General features: G+C 66.0%; 23 protein-coding genes, 2 tRNA genes and 1 rRNA gene. 16 read left to right on the top strand and 10 right to left on the bottom strand.

From position 1 onward, the window contains the following. Nucleotides 1-7: 7 nt before the first annotated feature. The 3 genes from G3580_RS12700 to pqqA form a co-directional block, all read right to left on the bottom strand. A complete protein-coding gene (locus G3580_RS12700) occupies nt 8-820 on the bottom strand; it encodes a tetratricopeptide repeat protein (RefSeq protein WP_173766048.1) in 813 nt (270 codons plus the stop codon). Then, on the bottom strand, nt 820-1,734 hold the full coding sequence (gene pqqB, locus G3580_RS12695) for a pyrroloquinoline quinone biosynthesis protein PqqB (protein WP_173766046.1): 915 nt from the start codon (nt 1,732-1,734) through the stop codon (nt 820-822). Before pqqB ends, G3580_RS12700 begins: the two co-directional genes overlap by 1 nt. A gap of 72 nt (nt 1,735-1,806) precedes the next feature. Further along, nucleotides 1,807-1,881 carry a pyrroloquinoline quinone precursor peptide PqqA gene (gene pqqA, locus G3580_RS12690; RefSeq protein ID WP_173768799.1) on the bottom strand — a complete coding sequence of 25 codons (75 nt, stop codon included), beginning with the start codon at nt 1,879-1,881 and terminating at the stop codon, nt 1,807-1,809. 169 nt (nt 1,882-2,050) lie between these two features. Here pqqA and G3580_RS12685 point away from each other — a divergent pair, with 169 nt between their 5' ends. Next, entirely contained in the window at nt 2,051-3,010 is a 960-nt protein-coding gene (locus tag G3580_RS12685) for an alpha/beta fold hydrolase (protein ID WP_173766044.1), read from the top strand. Between the two features lie 22 nt (nt 3,011-3,032). Here G3580_RS12685 and G3580_RS12680 read toward each other — a convergent pair whose 3' ends face one another. After that, nucleotides 3,033-3,863 (bottom strand): amidohydrolase family protein, encoded by an 831-nt coding sequence (locus G3580_RS12680; protein WP_173766042.1) that lies wholly within the window; start codon nt 3,861-3,863, stop codon nt 3,033-3,035. 79 nt (nt 3,864-3,942) lie between these two features. On the opposite strand from G3580_RS12680, the gene G3580_RS12675 reads away from it, so the two are divergent. The 4 genes from G3580_RS12675 to G3580_RS12660 are packed head-to-tail and all read left to right on the top strand — an operon-like array spanning nt 3,943 to nt 7,508. Continuing rightward, complete coding sequence (locus tag G3580_RS12675; RefSeq protein ID WP_173766040.1) at nt 3,943-4,674, top strand: GntR family transcriptional regulator; 732 nt, start codon at nt 3,943-3,945, stop codon at nt 4,672-4,674. 47 nt (nt 4,675-4,721) lie between these two features. Continuing rightward, nucleotides 4,722-5,705 carry a TRAP transporter substrate-binding protein gene (locus G3580_RS12670; protein ID WP_217424485.1) on the top strand — a complete coding sequence of 328 codons (984 nt, stop codon included), beginning with the start codon at nt 4,722-4,724 and terminating at the stop codon, nt 5,703-5,705. Beyond that, nucleotides 5,702-6,247: a TRAP transporter small permease gene (locus tag G3580_RS12665; protein ID WP_173766039.1), complete on the top strand. Its 546-nt coding sequence runs from the start codon at nt 5,702-5,704 to the stop codon at nt 6,245-6,247. Before G3580_RS12670 ends, G3580_RS12665 begins: the two co-directional genes overlap by 4 nt. A 1-nt stretch (nt 6,248) precedes the next feature. Further along, on the top strand, nt 6,249-7,508 hold the full coding sequence (locus G3580_RS12660; protein ID WP_173766037.1) for a TRAP transporter large permease: 1,260 nt from the start codon (nt 6,249-6,251) through the stop codon (nt 7,506-7,508). Between the two features lie 54 nt (nt 7,509-7,562). Here G3580_RS12660 and G3580_RS12655 read toward each other — a convergent pair whose 3' ends face one another. The 4 genes from G3580_RS12655 to G3580_RS12640 all read right to left on the bottom strand — a co-directional run bounded on the left by G3580_RS12655 (nt 7,563) and on the right by G3580_RS12640 (nt 11,488). After that, the gene (locus G3580_RS12655) at nt 7,563-8,069 is read right to left on the bottom strand and encodes an OsmC family protein (RefSeq protein WP_173766035.1); all 507 of its coding nucleotides are present in this window, start codon (nt 8,067-8,069) and stop codon (nt 7,563-7,565) included. Between the two features lie 76 nt (nt 8,070-8,145). Continuing rightward, the gene (locus tag G3580_RS12650) at nt 8,146-9,378 is read right to left on the bottom strand and encodes an APC family permease (protein ID WP_173766033.1); all 1,233 of its coding nucleotides are present in this window, start codon (nt 9,376-9,378) and stop codon (nt 8,146-8,148) included. 215 nt (nt 9,379-9,593) lie between these two features. Then, complete coding sequence (locus tag G3580_RS12645; RefSeq protein WP_173766031.1) at nt 9,594-10,073, bottom strand: hypothetical protein; 480 nt, start codon at nt 10,071-10,073, stop codon at nt 9,594-9,596. 107 nt (nt 10,074-10,180) lie between these two features. Further along, the gene (locus G3580_RS12640; protein ID WP_228720656.1) at nt 10,181-11,488 is read right to left on the bottom strand and encodes a sensor domain-containing diguanylate cyclase; all 1,308 of its coding nucleotides are present in this window, start codon (nt 11,486-11,488) and stop codon (nt 10,181-10,183) included. Between the two features lie 233 nt (nt 11,489-11,721). Here G3580_RS12640 and G3580_RS12635 point away from each other — a divergent pair, with 233 nt between their 5' ends. From G3580_RS12635 to G3580_RS12625, 3 genes are read left to right on the top strand one after another with little or no spacing between them, the layout of a single operon-like run. Continuing rightward, nucleotides 11,722-12,558: a phosphate/phosphite/phosphonate ABC transporter substrate-binding protein gene (locus tag G3580_RS12635; RefSeq protein ID WP_173766029.1), complete on the top strand. Its 837-nt coding sequence runs from the start codon at nt 11,722-11,724 to the stop codon at nt 12,556-12,558. 13 nt (nt 12,559-12,571) lie between these two features. Continuing rightward, nucleotides 12,572-14,593: an ATP-binding protein gene (locus G3580_RS12630; RefSeq protein ID WP_173766027.1), complete on the top strand. Its 2,022-nt coding sequence runs from the start codon at nt 12,572-12,574 to the stop codon at nt 14,591-14,593. Next, a complete protein-coding gene (locus tag G3580_RS12625; RefSeq protein WP_217424484.1) occupies nt 14,581-14,883 on the top strand; it encodes an Hpt domain-containing protein in 303 nt (100 codons plus the stop codon). The genes G3580_RS12630 and G3580_RS12625 overlap by 13 nt, the downstream gene beginning before the upstream one ends. Here the strand turns inward: G3580_RS12625 and G3580_RS12620 are convergent. After that, entirely contained in the window at nt 14,853-16,244 is a 1,392-nt protein-coding gene (locus G3580_RS12620; protein WP_173766023.1) for a GTPase/DUF3482 domain-containing protein, read from the bottom strand. The two genes, G3580_RS12625 and G3580_RS12620, sit on opposite strands and share 31 nt — an antisense overlap. After that, a complete protein-coding gene (locus G3580_RS12615; RefSeq protein WP_217424483.1) occupies nt 16,237-17,631 on the bottom strand; it encodes a DUF2868 domain-containing protein in 1,395 nt (464 codons plus the stop codon). The genes G3580_RS12620 and G3580_RS12615 overlap by 8 nt, the downstream gene beginning before the upstream one ends. Before the next feature lie 193 nt (nt 17,632-17,824). Here G3580_RS12615 and rpsF point away from each other — a divergent pair, with 193 nt between their 5' ends. The 8 genes from rpsF (at nt 17,825) to G3580_RS12575 (ending at nt 22,833) form a co-directional block, all read left to right on the top strand. Continuing rightward, nucleotides 17,825-18,220: a 30S ribosomal protein S6 gene (gene rpsF, locus G3580_RS12610; protein WP_173766019.1), complete on the top strand. Its 396-nt coding sequence runs from the start codon at nt 17,825-17,827 to the stop codon at nt 18,218-18,220. A gap of 6 nt (nt 18,221-18,226) precedes the next feature. Next, complete coding sequence (gene priB / locus G3580_RS12605) at nt 18,227-18,559, top strand: primosomal replication protein N (protein ID WP_228720654.1); 333 nt, start codon at nt 18,227-18,229, stop codon at nt 18,557-18,559. Next, nucleotides 18,531-18,800 carry a 30S ribosomal protein S18 gene (gene rpsR / locus G3580_RS12600; RefSeq protein ID WP_173766017.1) on the top strand — a complete coding sequence of 90 codons (270 nt, stop codon included), beginning with the start codon at nt 18,531-18,533 and terminating at the stop codon, nt 18,798-18,800. Before priB ends, rpsR begins: the two co-directional genes overlap by 29 nt. Nucleotides 18,801-18,815: 15 nt before the next feature. Continuing rightward, nucleotides 18,816-19,268: a 50S ribosomal protein L9 gene (rplI, locus tag G3580_RS12595; protein WP_173766015.1), complete on the top strand. Its 453-nt coding sequence runs from the start codon at nt 18,816-18,818 to the stop codon at nt 19,266-19,268. A 74-nt stretch (nt 19,269-19,342) separates the two neighbouring features. After that, nucleotides 19,343-20,719, top strand: a complete 1,377-nt coding sequence (gene dnaB, locus G3580_RS12590) for a replicative DNA helicase (protein WP_173766013.1) — start codon at nt 19,343-19,345, stop codon at nt 20,717-20,719. A gap of 333 nt (nt 20,720-21,052) precedes the next feature. After that, nucleotides 21,053-22,592 (top strand): 16S ribosomal RNA (locus tag G3580_RS12585). 77 nt (nt 22,593-22,669) lie between these two features. Then, nucleotides 22,670-22,746, top strand: a tRNA-Ile gene (locus G3580_RS12580). Between the two features lie 11 nt (nt 22,747-22,757). Beyond that, nucleotides 22,758-22,833 (top strand) — tRNA-Ala (locus G3580_RS12575). Nucleotides 22,834-23,056 lie beyond the last annotated feature (223 nt).

Here is a 23,056-nt window from a genome sequence, read left to right as displayed (position 1 = left end):
GTTCCTGTTAGTTCGCGCTGCGTGCGCGCTGGTGCGCGACGGCTTCCGGGTAGCCGGCCTCGGCGGACTGCTGCAGCCAGCGTCGGGCGGCCTGGGGGTCTTTGGGGCGCCCGGTGCCGGTTTCATACATCACCGACAGGGCGAACTGGGCTTCGGCTTCGCCTGCTTCTGCGGCAGACTGGAACAGATCGGCGGCGCGGGCCAGGTCGCGCTCGACACCGCGGCCGGCTTCGTACAGCCAGGCCAGCCGGGTGCGGGCGCGCAGGTCGCCGGCCTCGGAGAGTTTTTCGTAGGCCTCGGCGGCCGCAGTGGCGTCGCCGGTCGATTCGAGGCGGCGGGCGGCCACGAAGGGGTCGGCCGGGGCGCCGGCGCGCAGGGCGGCCAGCTCCTCTTTGGCGGCGTCGTCACCGCCGGCGGCGGCGCGCGCCAGCCAGGCCTCGCCCCGCGCTGGATCGGCGGGCACGCCCTGGCCATCCAGGTAGATGCGGGCGAGACGGTACTGGGCCTTGGTGGAGCCGGCCTCGGCGCCACGGGTGTAGCGGGCCAGGGCCTCGACCATGTCCCGGGGTTCGCCCAGGCCGTCCTCGGCCAGCAGGCCCAGGTTGAACCAGGCCTCGGCGTTGCCCTTGTCGACCAGCGCGCGCCAGATCTGGCGGGCGTTGTCGTAGTGCGCCATCTTGAACTCGGCGTAGCCCTTGTAGAGGCCGAGGCTGGGTTTGTGCACGATGTCGGCGAGTTCCTCCTCGCTCAACTCGGCCGCCGCCATGCCCGGCAGGGCGAAGGCGGCAGCGGCGGCGAGGGTGAGGGCGGCGTGCTTCATCAGACCTCGATGTCCATGCCGTCGAAGGAGACCTCGATGCCGTGGCGGGTGAGCTCGGCGCGCTCGGGGCTGTCTTCGTCGAGGATGGCGTTGGTGTTGTTGATGTGGATGAGGATCTTGCGCGTGCTCGCGGGCAGCCTGTCGAGCCATTCGATCATGCCGTCCGGCCCGCTCTGGGGCATGTGGCCCATGGCGCGGCTGGTCTTCTGCGAGGCGCCGAGGCGGATCATTTCGTCGTCGGTCCACAGGGTGCCGTCCACCAGCACCACGTCGGCGGCCTGCATGGCGGCCCACACGTGGTCTTCCATCTGCCCCAGGCCCGGCGCGTAGAACACCCGCTTGCCGCTGGCGGTGTCGATGAGCGTGACGCCCACGTTGTCGCCCGGCTCGGGCTTGTCGCGGTGGGGCGAGTAGGGCGGCGCATTGCTGATCAGCGGCAGCGCCTCGAAGCGCAGGCCGTCGATGCCGGGCATGGAGAAGCTGTCGCCCAGCGGGATGTCGTGCCAGTCGAGCCCGCAGTAGTGCTCGAGCAGGTTCATGATCGGGTTGCCGTGGGTGAGATCCTCGCGCACCTGCTTCGTGCACCACAGCGGATGCTTCTGCCGGTGTTCGCGCAGCATGTACAGCCCGGTGGTGTGGTCGATCTGGGCGTCGATGAGCAGGATCGCGGCGATGCCGGTGTCGCGCAGGGCGCGGCCGGGCTGAAGCGCCGGAAAGGACTGGATCTGTTGCAGCACGTCGGGCGAGGCATTGAACAGCAGCCAGTTTTCGCCGTCGCCGCTGGCGGCGATGGACGACTGGGTGCGGGCCTTGGCATTGAGGGTACCTTTTCGCAGGCCATCGCAATTGGGACAATTGCAATTCCACTGCGGAAAGCCACCGCCGGCGGCGGAGCCGAGAACACGGATTTTCACGGGAGGGGGTTTTCCTGAGGGCGTAAACGAGAAAGGCCTGCGCAGGGAGCCTGCGCAGGCCTCGGGCCGTTCTTAGCGAGCGGCGACGTACATGGTGATTTCGAAGCCGAAGCGGAAATCAGCAGCTGCCGGGGTTTCCCATTTCATGGTGAGTCTCCTTTGAGGTAATGGACCAATTTCGTTATGCAAAGAACCCTGTGGGTCTCGCAGACAAAGGATGCCTATCGGCGTGGCGGGGTGCGTCCGTGCTTTCTTGAATCTGGCCTCAAGAAAATCATGAGATCACCTTGATCTGCGTCAGGAGTACCATGGAGCCATGACTGAGACCACGCCCGATCCCGTCGCCTGGGACGAATTCGTGCTGGACGTCGGTGATGGCCACGCCCTGTACGTGGAGCGGTCCGGCAACCCAGAGGGGCTGCCGGTGGTGTGCCTGCACGGCGGCCCCGCCAGCGGGCTGTCGGTGGCCCATCGGCGCTTCTTCGATCCGGCGCGCTACCACATCATCCAGTTCGACCAGCGCGGCTGCGGGCGCAGCCGCCCGCGCGGCAGCCTCGAACACAACACCACCGACCACCTCATCGCCGACATCGAGCGCCTGCGCGCCCACCTGGGCCTGGGCCAGTGGCTGGTGATGGGCGGCTCCTGGGGTGCGACCCTGGCGCTGGCCTATGCCTCGACCTATCCGCGCCACTGCACCGGCCTGATGCTGCGCGGCCTGTTCATGGGCGCGCCGGCCGATGTGCGCGACTTCTTCGAAGCGCACCGCGCGGTGTCGCCGCCCGCCCACGATCTCATGGCCGAACTGGCGCCACCGCCCCAGCGCGACCGGCTCGCCGCCTGGATGCTCGGGGCGCTGCTCAGTGGCGATGCAAGGTTGCAGGCGCGCGCCTCCCGCGCCTGGCAGGCCTGGGAGGCGGTGATGGACGGCGCCCCGGTGCCCGACCTGAGCATCGAGGAACACCCGGAGACGGTCGCTGCGCGCGTCGACAAATACCGCATCCAGGCGCACTACCTTCAGCACGGCTGCTTCCTCGACGAGGGGTGGTGGCGGGGCGCGGCCGCTGCGCTCGGCGAGTTGCCGGTGGCCATCGTCCATGGGGCCGACGACCGCATCTGCCCGATCGAAAACAGTCGGCAGGTGCACGCGGCGTGCGCAAACAGCGTGCTCATGGAAGTGCCCGGCTGCCGTCACAATCCCTTCGAGGCGGACATGCTGGCGACGATCCGCGCCGCGACGGACCGATTTGCTTCGGAGCGACGTTTCGCCGGCTAAGGAGCGGCTCAAGACGCCCGCTTCATCGCGAGGCCGGTGGCGTCGATATCAGCGATTCCCAGGTCGCCCGCCAGGTGAGGGCCTCCTCGAACGAGCGGCCGGCCTCGTGACGCGTCCAAGGCCAGTCGCTGCCCCACACCAGGCGCTCGGGTGCGAAGCGCTCCACAAGCCGGGTCGCGGCGGAACGGGCGCGTTCGGACAGTACGTCGCCGGCTGCATCCGGGAAGGCGCGATATGGCGCGCTCAGTTTCACGAACACCTGGTCGCCGGGCGCTTCCAACAGTGCCCGGAACCCGGCGCAGGTCTCGAAGCATCCCTGGGCGGGCAATCCGAAGTGGTCGATCACCAGGCGATAGGCATGCTCGGCGAGCACCGGCAACACCGGCGATAGCCGGGCACCTTCGATCTGGACTTCGAGATGCCAGCCGAGCGCGGCGAGATCGTGCAGGTGGCCTCGCCACTCGGGTGTGGTGAAATCCGGCACCTCGCGGCCGATCAGATTCAGCCGCATGCCCAGCACGCCCGCCTCCGCCATGTCGGCGAGAGCCGTGTCGGAGGTGGCCGGGTCGGTCATGGCGACGCCCCGGAACACCAGGTCGCCGTGTTCGTCCGTTCGGCGCAGGCAATCGACCAGGTAGGTGTTGTCTGTGCCCAGGAAGCTTGGCTGCACGAGCAGTCCGCCGTCCAGGCCGTGACCCTTGAGCAGGGCGATGTAGTCGGCCAGCAGGGCGGGGCGGTCGGGGGTGTAGCGCCGGCCTGAAACCATGGTGCCGTCGATGCCGAACACATGCGCGTGACCATCGTAGCGGCCGCTCGGCAAGCCCATCAAAACGTTTGCGCCGGTGAATTTCATTCATTTCACTGATTGACAAAGAAGTGTATTTATACTTCTATATAGAACTGTAGTGCAACACCGACATCAAGGAGACATCGTGAGCGCACTCAAGGGCGATGCGCGTTTGCCCCGCTATCAGAGACTTGCCGAGACCTTGCGCGACGAGGTGGTCACCCGCCGCTGGCGCCCGGGTGAGCAGATTCCTTCGGAGAACGTCATCGCCGCCCAATACGGCGTTGCGCCTGGTACGGCCCGGCAGGCGCTGGCGCGACTGGTCGATGAAGGCCTGTTGGAGCGCCAGCACGGACGTGGCACCTTCGTGCGCCGTCCGAGCTTCGACCAGTCCCTGTTCCGTTTCTTTCGCTTTTCCAACGAGGCGGGGGAGCGCGTGGTGCCCGAGAGCCGCATCGTCCAGCGCGAACTCATGCGCGCGCCAAGTGAAGTGGCGCGTCAGCTGCAACTGCCCGGCGAGGCCGAGGTGATCTTCATGAATCGCCTGCGTCTGATCGACGGCGTGCCGATGCTGGCCGAGCAGATATGGCTGCCGGCCGAGCGTTTCGCCGCGTTCATGGCGATGGATGCCTCGGAAATCGGCCCCCTGTTGTATCCGGTGTACGACAGCCTGTGCGGCGAGGTGGTCGCCCGGGCGGAAGAGAGCCTCACCGTGGAGATGGCCACGCCAGCCTATGCGCGGGTATTGCGGCTCGAGGAGCACACACCGCTGATCGTCATCGACCGGCTCGCCTACGGCTACGACGGGCGCCCCATCGAGTGGCGCCGGTCCCGCGGTCCGGCGGCGCAGTTCAAGTACCACACCGAGATTCGCTGATCAGCGAACGCCGGCACCGATCCGGCCATAAACCAAGAGGAGACACCATGAAACTGATCAAACACTTCGTGATGAGCGTGGCGGCGTTCGCCGCGTGCCTGGGCGGCAACGCCATGGCCGAGCCGGTGGTGGTGCGTATCGCCAGCCATGTGTCGGCGCTCTCGCCCGAGCACGCCCAGTCGCAACTGTTCGCGGCGGAGATCGAAAAACGGCTGCCCGGCCAGTTCGAGTTCCAACTGTTCCCGAGCGGCCAGCTCGGTAATGAAAAGGCCTTGCTGGCCAATCTGCAGGCCGGCTCGATCGAGATGGTGAATATCGCCTCCGGTGTGCTCAAGCTGGACAAGAAGCTCGGCATCTTCGATCTGCCCTGGCTGTTCACCGATCGCGCGCATGTGCGTCGCGCCATGGCCGCCGGTCTCGAGGATGCGGTGCGCGCGCGCATCGAGGAGGTCGGTGGCGTCAAGGTGGTCGGGATCTACGAGAACGGCTTCCGCCATGTGATCAATACCAAGCGGCCCATCAGGACGCCGGCCGATCTCGAAGGGCTGAAGATCCGCATTTCCGGTGGCAAGTTCCGCCAGGCGGTGTTCAAGGACCTGGGCGCCACGCCGCAGAGCGTGCCCTGGGGGGAAACCTTCACCTCGTTGCAGACCGGCGTGGTCGATGGCGCCGAGGCGGCCACCTATGGTTTCTATGAGCAGAAACATTACGAGGTGGCCAAGTACATGAGCCTGACCAGCCATGTGTACACGCCGTCCTTCCTGATGATGTCCAACGCCTTCTATGATTCCCTGAGCCCCGAACAGCGCAAGGTCTTCATGGAGGTCGGGCGTCAGATCACCGACGCTGCCTACGATCTGTCGGCGCAGCTCGAAGAGCGCTATCTGGCCGAGATGAAAGCCAAGGCCGAGGTCAATACCGTCGATCTGGCCGCCTTCCAGGCCGCCACCGAGGGCGTGCGCGCCAAGTACGAGGAGAGCTTCGGCGACGAGTACCTGAAGTTCGTGAAATCGACCCGGACGGCGCCATGATCCGCCGGCTCGATCGCGTGGTCGGCGCGGTGAGCACGCTGTGTTTCGCCGCCTCGACCCTCCTGGTGTGTGCCAACGTGTTCTATCGCTACGCGGTGCTCGGTGGGTTGCGCCACGCCGCCACCGATCACGCCTGGGTGGCACCGATCTACCAGGGGTTCGACGCGGCCTTCTCCCTCATCAGCGGCACGGCGGACGAACTGCCGGGTCTGCTGCTGGTGTGGATCGCCTTTCTCGGCGGCTATCTGGCGCTGCGCGAGGGCAAGCACATCAGCTTCGATCTGCTGGTGGACAAACTGCCGTCGGCCGGAGGGCGTTTCGTGTGCGCGATGGTTGCGCTCTCGGTGGCGGTGTTTCTCGGCGTGGTGCTGGTGGAGGCGGTGCGCATGATCCGCAGTTCCGGTGCGACCGAGATCGAGACCGCCGAGATCGCCCAGGGCTGGTTCATGGCCGCGGTGCCTGTGGCCGCCGGCCTCATGATCGTCGCCATCCTGTGGCAGATCGCCGGCCTTTGGCGCGGACGCGACGGGGAGGGCTGCTGACATGGCCTGGGGTGTGGTTCTGCTGCTGTTCGCACTGATCGCCGTCGGCATGCCGATCGGCTTCGCCCTCATGGTGGCGGCCGCCATCGCCATGGCGGTGTCGGGCGTCGATCTCATCATGGTCCCGATTCAAATGTACTCGGGCGTCAACAAGGTGATCCTGCTGGCGATCCCGCTGTTCATCTTCATGGGTGAGCTGATGGGCGCCACTTCGATCTCGGATCGCATCATCAACCTGGCTCGCGCGCTGGTGGGGTGGATCCGTGGCGGATTGGCGCATGTGAACGTGGTGACCTCCATGTTCATGGCGGAGATGTCGGGTTCGGCGGTGGCCGACGCGGCGGTGATGTCGAAGATCTTCGTGCCGAGCATGGAGAAGCAGGGCTATCCGCGCAGCTTCGCCGCCGCGGTGACTGCCACCAGCGCCACGCTGGGCATCATCATCCCGCCCTCGATCCCGATGGTGTTGTACGGGGTGACCACCAACACCTCGATCAAGGATCTGTTCATCGCCGGGATCGTGCCGGGGCTGATCCTGGGCGGGGCGTTCATGGTGACCAGCTACCTCTTCGCGCGCCGGGAAGCGTATCCGCGCGACGAGCGCTTCGAGCTCCCGCGTCTGGGCAGTGCCCTCAAGGCGGCCGCCGTGCCGCTGCTGATTCCCGTCATCGTCGTCGGCGGCCTGATCGGTGGTTTCGTGACCCCGACCGAGGGGGCGGCGCTCGGGGTGGTGTGCGCGCTGCTCTTCGGCACCGTGCTGCATCGCGACCTGAGCCGCCAGCGCATCTATGCGCTGATGCTCGAGACGGTGAAGCAGACCGCCGTGGTGATGCTGATCATCGCTGGCTCTGCGGTGCTGGGTCAGTTCCTCGCCAACGAGCGCCTGCCGCAGCAGGTGGCCGGTGCGTTGGGCGGCGTCAGCGACAGCTATGTCGTCCGCCTGCTGCTGATCAACCTGTTCCTGCTGGCTCTGGGCATGTTCCTGCATGCCTCGGCGGCGATCATCGTGGTCGTGCCGATGCTCATGCCGTTGGTCCATCAGATGGGTATCGATCCGGCGCACTTCGGGGTGATCGTCTGCCTCAACCTGGGCATCGGCCAGCAGACGCCGCCGGTGGCCTCGGTGCTGCTGACCGTGTGCTCCGCCACCGGCATGCGCATCGAGCAGGTCATGAGTTACGGCAAGTGGTTCATCGCTGCCATGTTCGTGGTGCTCATGATCGTGAGCTTCATACCGGCGACAGCGCTGATGTTCAACTAAAGCCATGCGGCGGCCGCGCCCGTCCGGATGACGGGCATCGGGGCGGACGGGGCGTCATGCCCGGTGTCGGTTGAGCGTCATTGCGGGGGAGCCGGCGATGGTCTGATACACCACGCAGTAGCGTTCGGTGAGCTTGAGCAGGGTGTCGAGTTCTTCGTCCGACGCGTCGGTGTCGAGGGTGACGGTCAGGCGGATGGCCTGAAAGCCCACCGGCACTTCCTTCGAGATCCCGAGCGTGCCGCGGAAGTCCAGATCGCCTTCGGCCTCGAGACGGGCGTCACGCAGCGCGATACCGAGCGCCGTGGCCACCGCGTTCAGGGTCACGCCGGCACAGGCCACCAGCGCTTCGAGCAGCATGTCGCCGGAGCAGGCCGCCAGGCCGCTGCCGCCGGTGGCCGGGTGCAGGCCGGCGGTGACCAGGGCCTTGCCGGTCTCCACCTTGCAGCTGACGTTCTCGCCGAGGCTGCCGCGGGCGCGCAGGGTGACGAGGGCGGCGTCGGGTTCGTCCTTGTAGCGGGCCTTGAGCGGCGCTTGTTGGGCGCGCAGGTCGTCTGCGTTCATGGATCGGGTCTCCTGTGGTGGGTGCGTGTTGTCCGTGTGCGAATCGATTCTGCCCGAATCGGTTCATGGCCGGCACTCAAGCGGCCACTGGCTTGGCGAAGATCACCACCAGCAGCATCAGCGCCGCCAGTGCTGCAAAGGCGGCGACCCGCCAGCGGCGCTGCCCGTCGCTGTGCCGCTGCGCGGCGATGCGCGCGGCGAGGGCCGCCTGGAGCATGTAGTAGAGCGCGAAGGCGCGGGAGGCGAGGGTGACCACTTCGAAGATGTGGCTGGTCCAGATCAGGGCGATGGCCAGCGCGACGATGACCGGGTAGCCGGTGCGCGCGCTCACGCGCTTGCGGGTCTCCTTCTCGACCACGCCGCCGGCGCCGATGGTGTCGGCGATGGCGGCGCTGAACTGGCTCATGGCCGCGGCCACCACCAGCATGATGGGCAGCACCAGGGTGATGTTGCCGGACAGGCCGATGATGGCGGTCTCGTCCGGTGTGGTGCGGGTGTAGGGCCCCATCAGTGGCATGGCCAGGGCGACGAAGGCCAGGTAGATGACGCCGGCCAGCCCCTGGGCCAGACTCATGGAGCGGGCCCGCAGGCGCGCCGGATAGGTCGATTCCAGATACTTGGAGGTCTCGAAGCCCTGCACGATCAGCAGCATGCCGGCCAGCTCGCGCAGGGTGGTCCACAGGCCCGTGTCGGGCGTGTCCAGATCGCCGAGCGCGTAGCCGTGGCCCACGTCGTGCACCATGAGTCCGAGCAGCAGCGAGGCGATGATGGCCAGCTTGATGGTGACCGAGTATTCCTCCAGCCGCTCCAGGCCGAGCAGGCCGCGGCGCAGGCCGTAGAGGCCGATGAAGGCGAGGATGAGGGTGGCCAGCACGTCGGCGTTGAAGGGCGTGTAGGCGTGGATGCCGGTGAGCACGAAGCCGCACATCAGGCGGATGTAGAAGGTGATCGAGACCACGTAGGCGAGGGCGAGGGCGATGTCGGAGACGCGTTCGAGCGCCTGCACCGCCCGGTCCGGGGCGTCGCTGGCATGATGGCCGTCGTGGAGGATGTTGAAGCGGATGGCCGCGCCCAGCCAGAACGACAACAGCACGATGACGACGATGGCCACGAAGGCCCGGGCGCCGGCGATGTGGGCCAGCAGGGGCGCGACCACGAGGAAACCGCTGCCGATGATCGAGGCCAGCGGGGTGACCGTGGCCCGCCAGAACGGTGCGTCGCGCACCGTGGGCCGCAGCATCAGGGCGGCGATGAGTACGGCGACGACGAGCAGGATGCCGTCGAGCGTGGAGAAGTCGCCCGTGATCATCGGTGTGTTCCGCTCACTGCCGCTGCCTCGTAAGAAAACCGACGCCCCATGATGCCATGGGGCGCCGTCCGGATGCGTCTGGATGGCGCCATCCGCTACCGGGTGCGCACGATGCGCACCGAGCGGACCTGGTTGCGGATGTCCTTGGGCAGGCGACCGTCGCGGGTGATCTTCCCTTTGCCGCGCCGCGCGGCCATCCGGCGGCGCCGGCGGGCTCAGGCTTCCTTGTCGGCGAGGACGTCGCGCATGTCCGGAAAAATCAGCCAGGCGCCGTAGGACAGCATCCCCAGGACCACCGCCAGCAGGGCCGTGGACGAGAGCGTGTCGATCTCGACCGGTAGCGCCGCCTGCCGGAACTGGGCGAGCAGGTCGAGGTGGGCGGCGACATCCGACGGCTTGACCAGGGGCACCGCGGTCGACAGGTCGAAGCTGAGCGAATAGACCACGCCGAGCACGCTCAGCCACCAGGCATAGAGGATCTTGCGCAGCCCGAGCTTGAGCTGGGCGAGGCGATGGCGCGCCGCCGGCTTGATCGCGTAGTCGTCGGAGAGGTTGGTGTGGCGGTCCTCGATCTGGGCGACGGTGGTGTAGAGGAACACCGCCAGGGTCAGCGCCACGCCGCCCACGGTGAGGAACAGGCTGGCGTCGAGGCTGTTGTCGAGCTGGCACAGCGCGGTGCACAGGTCTTCGGTCATGGGGGCGGGTCTCCTGAGGGCGTGTGCGTCAGCTCAATTCCGGACCCCTCCGTTCTAGACCCGATTCCGCTTCCCGGCAATCCGGGTGTTGCCCGGGCGCTGGTCGTTCAGGCCGCGTCGGAGCGCGGCTCGGCCGCGGGCGTTGCGGCCACCACCCGGTTCCGGCCGGCGGCCTTGGCGCGATAGAGCGCCTGGTCCGCGCGCCGGAACAGGGCGTTGGTCTCCTCGTCGCCCTCGTGCTGGGCCACGCCGATGCTCACGGTGAGCTTCGGCAGCATCGGGTGGGTGGTCTGCTCGATGGTCTCGCGCAGCGCCTCGGCGAGGTGATGCGCGCACTCGAGCGGCGTGTCGGGCAGCAGGATCACGAACTCCTCGCCGCCCCAGCGGCACACCGTATCCGCCTTGCGCACCCGGGTCTCGAGGGTGTGTGCCAGCATTTTCAGGGTGGCGTCGCCCACGTCGTGGCCAAGCTGGTCGTTGATGGCCTTGAAGTGATCCGCGTCGAGGAAGATGACGCTGTATTCGTGCCCGTAGCGCAGCTTCTGTTCATGGGTGTAGTCGAGCAGGTGGAGGAACTGGCGCCGGTTCCAGGCGCCCGTCAGGGCGTCGCGCAAGGCGGCCTTCTCGAGCTTTTCCTCGAGACGCTTCTGCTCGGTGATGTCGTGGATGATGCACAGCATCAGGCGTCGGCCATCGATAACCAGCGGGCCGGCGTAGGTCTGCACATGGCGGGCGGTGCCGTCGGCCATGTGATGAATGAAATGCAGCGGCCGATGCCCGCCCGGCAGCTTGGCCACTTCCTGCATGACGGGCAGGACGTCGCGCCCGAGGGCGTTGATCTCCCAGGTGTGCTTGGTGCAGAAGACCTCGCGCGGGTAACCGTAGAAGCGTGTGGCGGCGTGATTGACGTCGATGATCCGGCCGTCATGATCCGGATCGATCAGCAGCATCGGCGCGGAGTTGGTGCGGAACAGGCGTTCGTAGAAGCTGCGCTCGTCGCCGCAGACGGGCATGGAGCACAGGCGGGCTTCGGTCGGCGAGCTGCCGATGCGGGGCGTCACGGGCGCGCCGATCAGGCCTTCGACCAGAATGGCCGGCCCCTGGGAGCCGTGCTCCACCAGCGACAGCTGGCAGCTCAGCGCGGTTTCGATCCCCTGCGCAAACACCGTCCACACCTCGATCACATGTTCGTTGGCGTACAGCGACGGCAGGTAGGAGACGAGCTTCTGTTCCGCGTGTGCCGAGTAGAGGCCCTCGCGCAGCTCGACCAGCTGGCGTCCATCGCTCATGGCTCGTGCTGCGGGATTGGCGAACAGGATGTCGTGATGCTCGGCCGCAAGGATCCAGACCGGGGTACTGAGCTGGTTCAGGATCTCGGTGTGCATGGGCGGGTTGGTGACGGCGTGAAGGGGCATGCGCTGGGCTGAAACGGGACGGGGCGTGCGGGAGGGGCTGGTCCGGATCCGTCTCCCCGTCGAACACGAGTCGCTATCTTACTCCGGATTTGACCGGGGTCACGAGCGCGGCGGCGCGCGGCACCCATCCAGGCCTGTGGCCATCAAGAATGGCGACCGAGCGGCCGTTAAACGCGGAGGGCCAAGAGTCCGTCACGACTATTTGAATCGAAGGAGTCCGTTGGATGCACCGTATGGCTAGAAGCTGTGTCGCCCTGCTTGCGGGTGTCTGGGTCTTTGCCTCCGCATCGGCCGCCGAGTGCCCGGTGGCGCGGCCGGTCAGCGTGGGCGTGGTGCCGCAACAGGCGCCGAGCGACCTGGCGCGCGCCTGGCTGCCCATTCTGTCGGCCATATCGAAGCGCAGCGGGTGTACCTTCCGCTTCGCCACGGCACCGACGATTCCCGAATTCGAGAAGCGCACCGCCGCCGGTGAGTACGACATCGCCTACATGAACCCTTATCACTACACGGTGTTCAGCCAGTCGCCGGGTTACCGGGCGTTCGCCAAGGAAAAAGGGCGGGCGCTCAAGGGGCTGCTGGTGGCCGCCAAGGGCGGTCCGGTCAAGCGCATGGCCGATCTGGACGGCCTCAAGGTGGCATTCCCGTCGCCGGCGGCCTTCGCGGCAACCATCATTCCGCTGGCGGAAATGAAGAAGGCCGGGGTGTCGGTCGAGCCGGTCTATGTCGCATCGCACGATTCGGTGTACCTGAACGTCTCGCGCGGCTTCTATCCGGCCGGCGGAGGCATCGTCCGCACGCTCAACGCGATCGCACCGGCGGTGCGCGACAGGTTGCAGGTCATCTGGGAGAGCCAGGCCTACGCGCCCCACGCCTTCGCGGCCCTGCCGGGGCTTGACGCGCGGGTGCGCACGGTCTTCTTCGACGGGATGCAGGCGCTGGAGTCCGATGCCTCCGGGCAGGCCATGCTCCATGTGCTGCGCTTCAAGGGCATCGAGGCGGCGGCGGATGCGGACTGGGATCCGATCCGCGCGCTCGATCTGCATGTGATCGCGCAGCCCCCGGGCCAATGACCGGCGTGCGGGAATGAAGCTGCGACACCTCTCGTTTCGCTGGAAGGCGATCATCGGGATCGCATTGATCGAGGCGGTTGCGCTGACGATGACGATCACGGCGGCGCTCGGGCAGATGGAACGCGGGCAGGCGCGGCAGATCCGCCAGAGCGCGGCGACCGCCATCGACCTCTATTCGGTGGCCATCAGTGATGCCTTGCTCTCCAGCGATCTGGCCAAGATCGAGGCGGTGTCGTCCGATCTGGTGACGCATGGCGGGGCGCAACTGGTCCGCGTGTTCGACATGGACGGGCGCCTGGTGGCCAGACAGGGCAAGGCGCTCGCGCTGGACCGGCCGTTCGACGCACAGAACGAACCGCTCGATCCGGACGGCGTCTTCGAGGTGGGGGACACCATCCGGGCCGGCGATGTGCCCATCGGGCGGGTCGAGATCGGGATCGAAAACACCGAGGCGCGAGCCGAACTGGGCAAGGCGCGGCGGCTCGCGGGTATCGCCGCGGTGACCGGCATGTGCCTGGCGGCCCTGTTCTCCTGGTTGCTGGGCGGCTGGTTGGCGCGCAGCATCTCGGGGCTGGCCGGGGCCGCCGAGCGCATTGCCGGGGGCGAGCTGGGCTCCCGCGCGCCGGAGCATGGCGAGAGCGAGGTGGTCTCCGTGGCGCGCTCCTTCAACCGCATGGCCGAGGCCCTCGAGCGTCGCGACCGCGAGCGCGAGGCGCTGCTCGGGCAGGCCGAGGCCGCGGCCGAGCAGGCCCGCCAGGCGGATCAGGCCAAGAGCAGTTTCCTGGCGGCCATGAGCCACGAAATCCGCACCCCGCTCAACGGCGTGATCGGCCTGGCACGGATCATCGCCGGGGAGGCGTCGGGCCGTTCCGGTCAGGACGTGCTGGTCGGCCAGCTCGTCGAGGCTTCGGATCAGCTGCGCCATGTGGTCGACGATGTGCTCGACTTCTCCAAGGTGGAGGCGGGGGCCCTGCAACTGGACTCGGCGCCATTCGATCCAGCACACATCCTGCAGGTGTGTCTGGCCGCCCATCGGGTGACGGCCCGCGAGCAGGGGATCGACATCGAGCTGACGGTCGACCCGGCCGGCCCCCTGCCGCCGGCGCTCGTGGGCGATGCCACGCGCCTGGCCCAGATCGTCAACAACTTCCTCTCCAACGCGGTGAAGTTTTCCCACCGTGGGCAGATCCGGGTGCATGCGTCGGCCACGCCGGTGGCCGACGCCGCCGCGGCAGCGCGCTTGCGGATCGAGGTGCAGGACAACGGGCCAGGCGTGGACCCGGCACAGATCGACGCCTTGTTCGAACCGTTCCGCCAGGCCGATGCCAGCATCAACCGGCGCCACGGCGGCACCGGGCTCGGGCTGACCATCTGCCGGCGTCTGGCGCGGGCCATGGGCGGCGACGTGGGCTGTCGCAACGCCGATCACGGTGCCGTGTTCTGGCTCGAGATCCCGTTCGGTGAGGTCGCCTCCGACAGCCTTCCGGTGCGTGCCGACGCCATCGATGAGGCGAGCGAGCGGCTCGACGGCCTGCGGATTCTGGTGGTGGACGACAACCGCATCAACCGCACCGTGGCCGAGCATGTGCTGCGCCGGGTCGGCGCCGAGGTGGTGGCGGTGGGCGATGGTGCCGACGGGGTGAAGACAGCGCTGCGTGAATCGGTCGATGCGGTGCTCATGGATCTGCAGATGCCCGAGGTCGATGGCAAGGCCGCAACCCGCCAGATTCTCGACGCCCTGGGCGAGGAGGCGCCCCCCATCATCGCGCTGACCGCGAATGCGCTGGCCGAGGAGCGCGCCGAGTGCCTCGCCATCGGGATGGTCGACTACCTCACCAAGCCTTTCGATGCGCGCGCCGTGGTGCACGCCGTGCGCGCGGTGGCGCAACGGCCTCCGCCCGAGGCGTCGCGCACGCCGGTGGCGACAGAGGACCTCCGGTGGTCCCGCGCGGCGCCGTTCGAAGAGTTCGACCACGACGCGGCCATCCGTCGGTTCGGGGGGACGAGGCACTGCTGCGCGAGGTGCTCGAAGTGAATCTCGAGACGCTCGAGGCCCTGGGCGATGCCTCGGTGCCGCGTCTCGAAGACGATTCCGAGGCCGAGCGGCAGGCGCTGGCCCGATGGCTGCATTCGACCAAGGGCGCGCTGGCGAGCGTCGGCCTGCAGGCCCTCGCCAAGGCCATCGAGGAGGCCGAGCGTGATGTGAGCGATGGGGCGGTCCCGGCGCCCCGCGTCAATGACACGGTCGAAGCCATCGGGCGGCGGCTCGGACCCGCCGTGGCCGAGTTGCGTCGCTATCTGGAGACGCCGGTCTGCTCCGGCTGAAAGCGCACCGCCAAGGCCTGCATGGCCGCCTGACGCTCCGCTGTATCTTCCCGGCGGCCATGACTCAGTGAGCTCCACTCGGGATGCGCGCGTGCCTTCTCGAGCGCGGCCGGCAAGTCGCCAGCGGTCCATTGCTGAACCGGTGCGGTGGACAGGTCGATGGGCCCCTGGGCCGCATGACCCCGACCGGCCAGCGCCTGCAGCAGTGCCTGCTGGCGCGCCGCGAGTACGCGCACGATGGCGTCGTCCACGGTGAGCTCCCGCGCGCCGGTGAGCTTGCCCTTGAGCCGGTTGCCGAATTCGCTGACGCTCTGCCAGGTGCCGCCCAGCAGTGCACCCAGCGCCGCAGCAGTCCCCAGGGTCAGGCCCCCGGTGAGCAGATCGATCCCGACACCGGCGGCGGCGCCCGCCGCCGCGCCCTTGCCAATGCTCACCCCCATGATGCGCAGTGTTTCGGTGCTGAACAGGTCGTCCTCCCAGCGTCCGTCGAGCAGGGGCAGGGGCGCGTTGTGGACGTCGTTGCGGTCGAAGCCGTACAGATCGAGCAAGGCATCGACGCAGCGCTGCTCGCGCTGCCGCACGTCGCCATGCAGCTGACGTACGGCGGCTGCGAGGTGCTCGTCGTCCGCGTCCACCTGGCGCCGTGCCGCGGCGGTGTCGAGAACCAGTTCGGCCACCAGCCGCGCCGCGGCCTCGCGCCGGCGCGCCGCGTCCGCCTCGCGGCAGGCGACGAGGGTCTCGAGCGCCTCGCGCCGCGCCGGCAGCAGCGTGGCCAGCGCCTCGTACAGACGGCGTTCGCCACCGGCCTCGGGGGCGACGGTGTCGAACCGGATCTGCGCGTGCAGCCCCACGCGGGCAAGCATCTGCTGCCAGTCCGGCGCGTGGTTGGCGGCGCTGTGGATGAAGTTGAGCACCGGCAGTAACGGGCGCGCGCAGGCGGCCAGCAGGCTCAGTTCGTCCCGATGCTTGGGCAGCACCGGATCACGCACGTCGATCACGTAGAAGCCGGCGTCGCTGTCCATGAGCTGGCGCAGCACCTTGGCTTCCTGTTCGAAGCGGCCCTTCGCCTCCGGGCTGTCGAGCAAGCGCTTGAGCCGATCGGGGCCGTCGAGGCGCGCCTCGGGCGGCGCGAGCACGTCGAGGTAATCGAGCAGGGCGATGGCATCCTCCATGCCCGGGGTGTCGAACAGGGTGGCGACCGGCCGGTCGTCCGCCATCAAGCGCGCCCCTTCCACATGGCGCGTGGTGCTCGGCCGGTTGGAGACCTCGCCGAAGCGGGTGTCGCGCAACAGGGTACGCAGCAGGGAGGTCTTGCCCGTGTTGGTGTGGCCGACCACGGCAATGCGCAAGGGCTCAGTCATCGTCTGCTTCCAGCCAGTGCCGGGCCGTGGTGGCCTCGGCGAGGATGTCGTCGGCGCCCACCCCGAGCCGCTCGAGGGCGTCGCGCCAGATTGGCTCGCGCTCGGCGACGAGCTCGCCGCGACACAGCCAGACGCCCAGGCGCTGGCTGTAGCGACTCAGTTCGGCCAGCAGCGCGAGCGCCCCGCGGTCGGGCGACAGGCGCGCGTCGACCGCCACCAGCAGACGTTCGACCGGATGTGCGGCCAGGGCGTCGAGCGCTGCGCGCCGGGCGTCACGGGTATCCAGCCGCCCCCCCGTTTGCGCAACCGGCAGGGCCGCGGGCGGCCAGGGCAGATCCGGCCCGAGCTCGAGCGCGAGCGCCTGTCGGGCGTGATCGCTGATTTCGGTGCCATGGTCGGTATGAAACGTGGGCAGTTGCCCGGGGGCGGCATCGCTGACCCCGGCGGCCTCGGTGGGGGGCGACAGATGGCGGGCGAGGCGGGCGTAGCCGGGATCATCCAGATCCAGCCGGAAATGGCGGCGAAAGCCGCGCCAGCGCCAGGCACACCAGGCCCACAGGAGCGCCCGTGGGAGCAATCCGTAAACGACCAGAGCGGAGGTGAGCCAGGCTGACCATAGCTGGCGATCGGCGGCGAAGGGGGCCGCACCACCCGCGCGGTGCACGGCCGCCGCATCCGGCATCGGTAGCCCCAGCAGGCCCGGGAGCACTCCCAGCGCCCGGGTCAGATGAACGAAGACCTCTTCGGACAGAATGGTCGTCTCCCAGACAAAGCCGTAGCGTCGGGTGGCGAGCAGCGCCAATAGGCTGGCCAGGGCGGATACGAGGGTCAGCGTCCACAGCCCGTGGCTCAGTCGCCCAAGCCAGGCCGTGAGCACGCCATGTCGCTGCCCCATGTCCACGAGCGCCCGCGGCAGCCAGGTCTCATCGCGACGGCGACCGAGGCGGCCAGTCAGATCCAGCCACAGGCGACCGGCCAGGGACGCGCCGCGGGAGCCAAGGCCCACGGCGGCCGCCAGCCAGATCAGCAGCGTGAGCCCATGAAGGCCGAGCAGGCCGGTCAGCGCCCAGATCACGTTGACCGGCCGCTGACCGTCGCCGAGCACCGACGCGCCGAGACCGATGCCGGTGACGATCGCCGCGACGCCGAGCCCGAGTGCCACCAGTTGCGCATGCTGGCGCCAGCGCCGGAGCGCGTCGGCCATGCCGCCGCGCGTCTCGTCCAGCACGCGGGCGCGCTGGCAGACGCGTTGCTCCAGCGAGCCGCCGCCGGTCCGGGCGGCGCGGTTGGCATCCGCAGCGTCCAGCGGGCCGAGCGCCTGCTCGCGCAGGCGAGTGGCTTCGGCCAGCCAGCGCAGTTCGAAAGCGTCGAGGGGATCCGGGGTCACGGTGTCAGGGCGGGTGTCCGATACACAGAGGCCCGCATAGGATACCGTGGCGGCGCGGTGGCCGAGCGCCATCTTCCCGTCGTGATCAGGCGATTGATTTGCCGGTGGTTTCCGGTTAGAATCGCGGGCTTTCCTTCGCTCCACCGGGCACGCATGACCGGGGGCTGCTTTTTGGTAACCACGAGGAGTGTGCATGCGCCACTACGAAATCGTCTTCATTGTCCACCCGGATCAGTCCGAACAGGTGCCGGCCATGGTCGAGCGTTATCGCTCGGTCGTCGAATCCAAGGGTGGCGTGATCCACCGCCTGGAAGACTGGGGTCGTCGCCAGCTGGCCTATCCGATCCAGAAAATCCACAAGGCACACTACGTGCTCATGAACATCGAGGCCGATCAGGAAACCCTGGCCGAACTCGAACACGCGTTCAAGTTCAACGATGCCGTGCTGCGTCACCTGACCGTGATCATGAAAAAGGCCGTGACCGACCCGTCCCCGATGATGAAGGACGAGAAGTCGCGCTCCCTGACCGGCGGCAATGCCGACGACAAGGACGAAGCCTCTTCCAAGGAAGAAGCGACCGAGGAATAAACCAGCGTGAGCAACACGCTGCGCATCGTGGGTCGGCTCGTTGAGCTGGCGCCGATGCGATACACCCCCGCCGGGGTGCCCGTGGTCAGCTGCATTGTGGGACATGTGTCCCGGCAGACGGAGAACGGGGTCGAGCGGGATGTGGAATGCGAGTTGCCCGCAGTCGCGCTGGGGGACATGGCCAGGCAGCTGGGTGTCGCCCGATGTGACTGGATGGTTGAAGCCACCGGCTTTCTCGCCGCGAAAAGCAAGCGAAGCAGGGCGCCGGTGCTGCATATAACGAACATCAAATTTTTGGAAGGAATCGACAATGGCTTTCAAACCGAAGGGTCGAGGTAATCGTGGTGGCCGCGGAGGCGGTCTGTTCAAGCGCCGCAAGTTCTGCCGCTTCACCGCCGAGAAGATCGAAGAGATCGACTACAAGGATGTGGATCTGCTGAAGGACTTCATCACCGAGACCGGCAAGATCATGCCGGCCCGCATCACCGGTACCAAGGCCGGCTACCAGCGTCAGCTGTCGACCGCCGTCAAGCGCGCCCGCTTCCTGGCGCTGCTGCCTTACACCGATCTGCACAAGTAATCGGGGGAATTCGACATGCAAATCATTCTGCTCGAGAAGGTTGGCAAGCTCGGTAATCTGGGCGACGTGGTCAAGGTCAAGGACGGTTATGCCCGTAACTTCCTGATCCCGCAGGGCAAGGCCAAGCGTGCCACCGAATCCAACATGGCCGAATTCGAAGCCCGTCGCGCCGAACTGGAAAAGGCGCAGGCCGACAAGCTGGCTGCCGCTCAGGCGCTGGCCGAGAAGCTCGAAGGCTTGATGGTTCAGATCACCCGCAATGCCGGCATGGACGGTCGTCTGTTCGGTTCCGTGACCAACGCCGATGTGGCCGAAGCGCTCGAAGCGCAGGGCTTCGAGATCGAGCGCAGCTCGATCCGCATGCCGGAAGGCCCGCTCAAGGCCGTTGGCGACGTGCAGCTCGAAGTCGGTCTGCATTCCGACGTGGTGACCACCATCACCGTCTCGGTGCTGGGCGAGCAGCAGTAAGCGCGTTCCGCACCAAGAAAAAGGGCTGCCTGGTGCAGCCCTTTTTTGTTTTCGATTAGGCAAAATGCCGCATCATGGATGCCATGCAAGTAGACCACGAAGTCGCCGCCCTTAAGCTCCCCCCGCACTCGCTCGAAGCCGAACAGTCGCTGCTCGGTGGCTTGCTGCTGGACAACGCCGCCTGGGACAAGGTCGCGGATCTGGTGGCGGAGGGTGATTTCTACCGCGACGATCATCGGCGCATCTTCAGGCATATCGCCCGACTCATCGAGATGGCCAAACCGGCCGATGTGGTGACGGTGTTTGAATCGTTGCAGAAAAGCGGAGAGGCGGATCAGGCGGGCGGCCTGGCCTATCTGGGCGAGATTGCGAACAACACGCCATCGGCAGCGAATATCCGGCGTTATGGCGAAATCGTCCGTGAGCGCGCGATCCTGCGGGCGCTCGTCACCGTCGGCGACGAGATCGCCGCCAGCGCGCTGACCCCCGCAGGCAAAGACGCCTCGACCCTGCTCGATGAAGCGGAGGCGCGGGTCTTCGAGATTGCCGAGGAGGGTGCGCGTCAGCAAGCGGGTTTTACGCCGATTCAGCCGATTCTCGGGCAGGTGGTCGATCGCATCCAGGAACTCTACGACCGCGATTCACCTTCCGAAACGACCGGTGTGCCCACGGGGCTCGCGGATCTGGATGAGCTGACCTCGGGCCTGCACGCGACCGACATGATTGTCGTCGCCGGTCGTCCAGGGATGGGCAAGACCACGTTCGCGCTCAACGTGGCCGAACATGTTGCGATCGAAAGTCACCTGCCCGTCGCGATCTTTTCCATGGAGATGCCGGGCACACAGCTGGCGAACCGCTTCATCTCGTCGGTGGGGCGGCTGGACCAGTCACGGCTCAAGACCGGCAAGCTCACCGATGACGACTGGCAGCGCCTGACCTACGCGCTCGGAAAGTTGCACGAGGCCCCGATCTACATCGACGAGACGCCGGGCCTCAATCCGATCGACCTGCGCGCCCGGGCGCGGCGCCTGCATCGCCAGTGCGGCAAGCTCGGCCTGATCGTGGTCGACTACCTCCAGCTGATGTCCTCCCTCAAGCAGAGCGACAACCGCGCGGCGGAGCTGTCGGAGATATCGCGATCCATCAAGGGGTTGGCGAAGGAGCTGAAGGTTCCGATCATGGCGCTGTCCCAGCTCAACCGAAGTCTCGAACAGAGGCCGAACAAGCGGCCGGTCATGTCCGATCTGCGGGAATCGGGGGCAATCGAGCAGGACGCGGACATCATCATGTTTGTGTACCGGGATGAGATCTACAATCCCGATTCGCCGGACAAGGGGTCGGCAGAGCTCATTATCGGCAAGCATCGTAACGGCCCCACGGGCATGGTACGCATGACTTTCATCGGCGAGTACACCCGCTTCGAGAACTTCGTCGGCCAGCCCGAGTACTGATTTTTCGAACGTTTGTTGCAGGCAGTTGACAGCCGCTCCGGAGTCTCTATAATTCGCCCCTCTTCGCGCTTCTGAGTTGTTTTGGTGGTGCGTTGGTTGGTCTCTGCGGCGTTGATCGTTAGGCGTTTGCGGGGGTTGACGAGGAGTTGAGAAGTTGTCAGAATCTCGCTTCTTCGCTGAACGGACGTGAGTTGTTCAGCGGCTCTTTAAAAATTTGGACAACCGATAGGTGTGGGTGCTTGGTCTTTGTCGGTAGCGACCTTCGGGTCGCGAGAGTTTCACAAAGATTGAGCATTCATGTCAGTTTTCTGACTTTGAGTGCGAACAGGTATTGAACTTAAGAGTTTGATCCTGGCTCAGATTGAACGCTGGCGGCATGCTTTACACATGCAAGTCGAACGGTAACGGGGGGAGCTTGCTTCCTGCCGACGAGTGGCGAACGGGTGAGTAATGCATCGGAACGTACCCAGTCGTGGGGGATAGCCCGGCGAAAGCCGGATTAATACCGCATACGCCCTTTGGGGGAAAGCGGGGGATCTTCGGACCTCGCGCGATTGGAGCGGCCGATGTCGGATTAGCTAGTAGGTGGGGTAAAGGCTCACCTAGGCGACGATCCGTAGCTGGTCTGAGAGGATGATCAGCCACACTGGGACTGAGACACGGCCCAGACTCCTACGGGAGGCAGCAGTGGGGAATTTTGGACAATGGGCGAAAGCCTGATCCAGCCATGCCGCGTGAGTGAAGAAGGCCTTCGGGTTGTAAAGCTCTTTCAGGTGGAAAGAAATGGCGCTGTCTAATACATGGCGTCGATGACGGTACCACCAGAAGAAGCACCGGCTAACTACGTGCCAGCAGCCGCGGTAATACGTAGGGTGCGAGCGTTAATCGGAATTACTGGGCGTAAAGCGTGCGCAGGCGGTTGTGTAAGACAGGTGTGAAATCCCCGGGCTTAACCTGGGAACTGCGCTTGTGACTGCACGGCTAGAGTACGGCAGAGGGGGGTGGAATTCCACGTGTAGCAGTGAAATGCGTAGAGATGTGGAGGAACACCGATGGCGAAGGCAGCCCCCTGGGCCTGTACTGACGCTCATGCACGAAAGCGTGGGGAGCAAACAGGATTAGATACCCTGGTAGTCCACGCCCTAAACGATGTCGACTAGTTGTTCGGAGAGGCAACTTTCTGAGTAACGCAGCTAACGCGTGAAGTCGACCGCCTGGGGAGTACGGTCGCAAGATTAAAACTCAAAGGAATTGACGGGGACCCGCACAAGCGGTGGATGATGTGGATTAATTCGATGCAACGCGAAAAACCTTACCTACCCTTGACATGCCAGGAACTTTCCAGAGATGGATTGGTGCCTTCGGGAACCTGGACACAGGTGCTGCATGGCTGTCGTCAGCTCGTGTCGTGAGATGTTGGGTTAAGTCCCGCAACGAGCGCAACCCTTGTCATTAGTTGCCATCATTTGGTTGGGCACTCTAATGAGACTGCCGGTGACAAACCGGAGGAAGGTGGGGATGACGTCAAGTCATCATGGCCCTTATGGGTAGGGCTTCACACGTCATACAATGGTCGGTACAGAGGGTTGCCAAGCCGCGAGGTGGAGCCAATCCCAGAAAGCCGATCGTAGTCCGGATCGTAGTCTGCAACTCGACTGCGTGAAGTCGGAATCGCTAGTAATCGCGGATCAGAATGCCGCGGTGAATACGTTCCCGGGTCTTGTACACACCGCCCGTCACACCATGGGAGTGGGTTTCACCAGAAGTAGGTAGCTTAACCTTCGGGAGGGCGCTTACCACGGTGAGATTCATGACTGGGGTGAAGTCGTAACAAGGTAGCCGTATCGGAAGGTGCGGCTGGATCACCTCCTTTCCAGAGAAAAGCCCTCAGGGGCCAAGTATCCACAACCTATCGGTTGTTCAATGCGTAGCTCGCGCACCCGAGAAGTGGGGTCTGTAGCTCAGCCGGTTAGAGCACCGTCTTGATAAGGCGGGGGTCGTTGGTTCGAACCCAACCAGACCCACCAACGATCAAGATGGGGGATTAGCTCAGCTGGGAGAGCACCTGCTTTGCAAGCAGGGGGTCGTCGGTTCGATCCCGTCATCCTCCACCAATCCCCTTTGGGGCTCGGTTGTCCAGCGCGGTGAAGCGTCAGCAGTGTGGGCTCGGTCGAGCCGATAGTGCTGACGTTTTACATGATCTTCGGGTCATGGCGTTCTTTAACAATTTGGAAGAAGTCGAATGTATCGTCGGTTCGTAAGAACCGGCGAATCACACAGTAGTAAGTTTTATGTTGTGTGATTGCATCGTTTCCTGTCTGTTTGCGAACCAGCGGC

The sequence above is a fragment of the Nitrogeniibacter mangrovi genome (genome assembly GCF_010983895.1).
GTDB classification, from domain to species: domain Bacteria; phylum Pseudomonadota; class Gammaproteobacteria; order Burkholderiales; family Rhodocyclaceae; genus Nitrogeniibacter; species Nitrogeniibacter mangrovi.
Note: the sequence above shows the minus strand (reverse complement) of the source record. Positions and strands in the feature narration are given on the sequence as shown.

Bases quoted from the DNA above. Each gene is read 5' to 3' on its own strand.
- G3580_RS12700 (WP_173766048.1), bottom strand. From the start codon at position 820: ATGAAGCACGCCGCCCTCACCCTCGCCGCCGCTGCCGCCTTCGCCCTG.
- G3580_RS12685 (WP_173766044.1), top strand. From the start codon at position 2,051: ATGACTGAGACCACGCCCGATCCCGTCGCCTGGGACGAATTCGTGCTG.
- G3580_RS12680 (WP_173766042.1), bottom strand. From the start codon at position 3,863: ATGAAATTCACCGGCGCAAACGTTTTGATGGGCTTGCCGAGCGGCCGC.
- G3580_RS12670 (WP_217424485.1), top strand. From the start codon at position 4,722: ATGAAACTGATCAAACACTTCGTGATGAGCGTGGCGGCGTTCGCCGCG.
- G3580_RS12665 (WP_173766039.1), top strand. From the start codon at position 5,702: ATGATCCGCCGGCTCGATCGCGTGGTCGGCGCGGTGAGCACGCTGTGT.
- G3580_RS12660 (WP_173766037.1), top strand. From the start codon at position 6,249: ATGGCCTGGGGTGTGGTTCTGCTGCTGTTCGCACTGATCGCCGTCGGC.
- G3580_RS12655 (WP_173766035.1), bottom strand. From the start codon at position 8,069: ATGAACGCAGACGACCTGCGCGCCCAACAAGCGCCGCTCAAGGCCCGC.
- G3580_RS12650 (WP_173766033.1), bottom strand. From the start codon at position 9,378: ATGATCACGGGCGACTTCTCCACGCTCGACGGCATCCTGCTCGTCGTC.
- G3580_RS12645 (WP_173766031.1), bottom strand. From the start codon at position 10,073: ATGACCGAAGACCTGTGCACCGCGCTGTGCCAGCTCGACAACAGCCTC.
- G3580_RS12640 (WP_228720656.1), bottom strand. From the start codon at position 11,488: ATGCCCCTTCACGCCGTCACCAACCCGCCCATGCACACCGAGATCCTG.
- G3580_RS12635 (WP_173766029.1), top strand. From the start codon at position 11,722: ATGGCTAGAAGCTGTGTCGCCCTGCTTGCGGGTGTCTGGGTCTTTGCC.
- G3580_RS12630 (WP_173766027.1), top strand. From the start codon at position 12,572: ATGAAGCTGCGACACCTCTCGTTTCGCTGGAAGGCGATCATCGGGATC.
- G3580_RS12620 (WP_173766023.1), bottom strand. From the start codon at position 16,244: ATGACTGAGCCCTTGCGCATTGCCGTGGTCGGCCACACCAACACGGGC.
- rpsF (WP_173766019.1), top strand. From the start codon at position 17,825: ATGCGCCACTACGAAATCGTCTTCATTGTCCACCCGGATCAGTCCGAA.
- rpsR (WP_173766017.1), top strand. From the start codon at position 18,531: ATGGCTTTCAAACCGAAGGGTCGAGGTAATCGTGGTGGCCGCGGAGGC.
- rplI (WP_173766015.1), top strand. From the start codon at position 18,816: ATGCAAATCATTCTGCTCGAGAAGGTTGGCAAGCTCGGTAATCTGGGC.
- dnaB (WP_173766013.1), top strand. From the start codon at position 19,343: ATGGATGCCATGCAAGTAGACCACGAAGTCGCCGCCCTTAAGCTCCCC.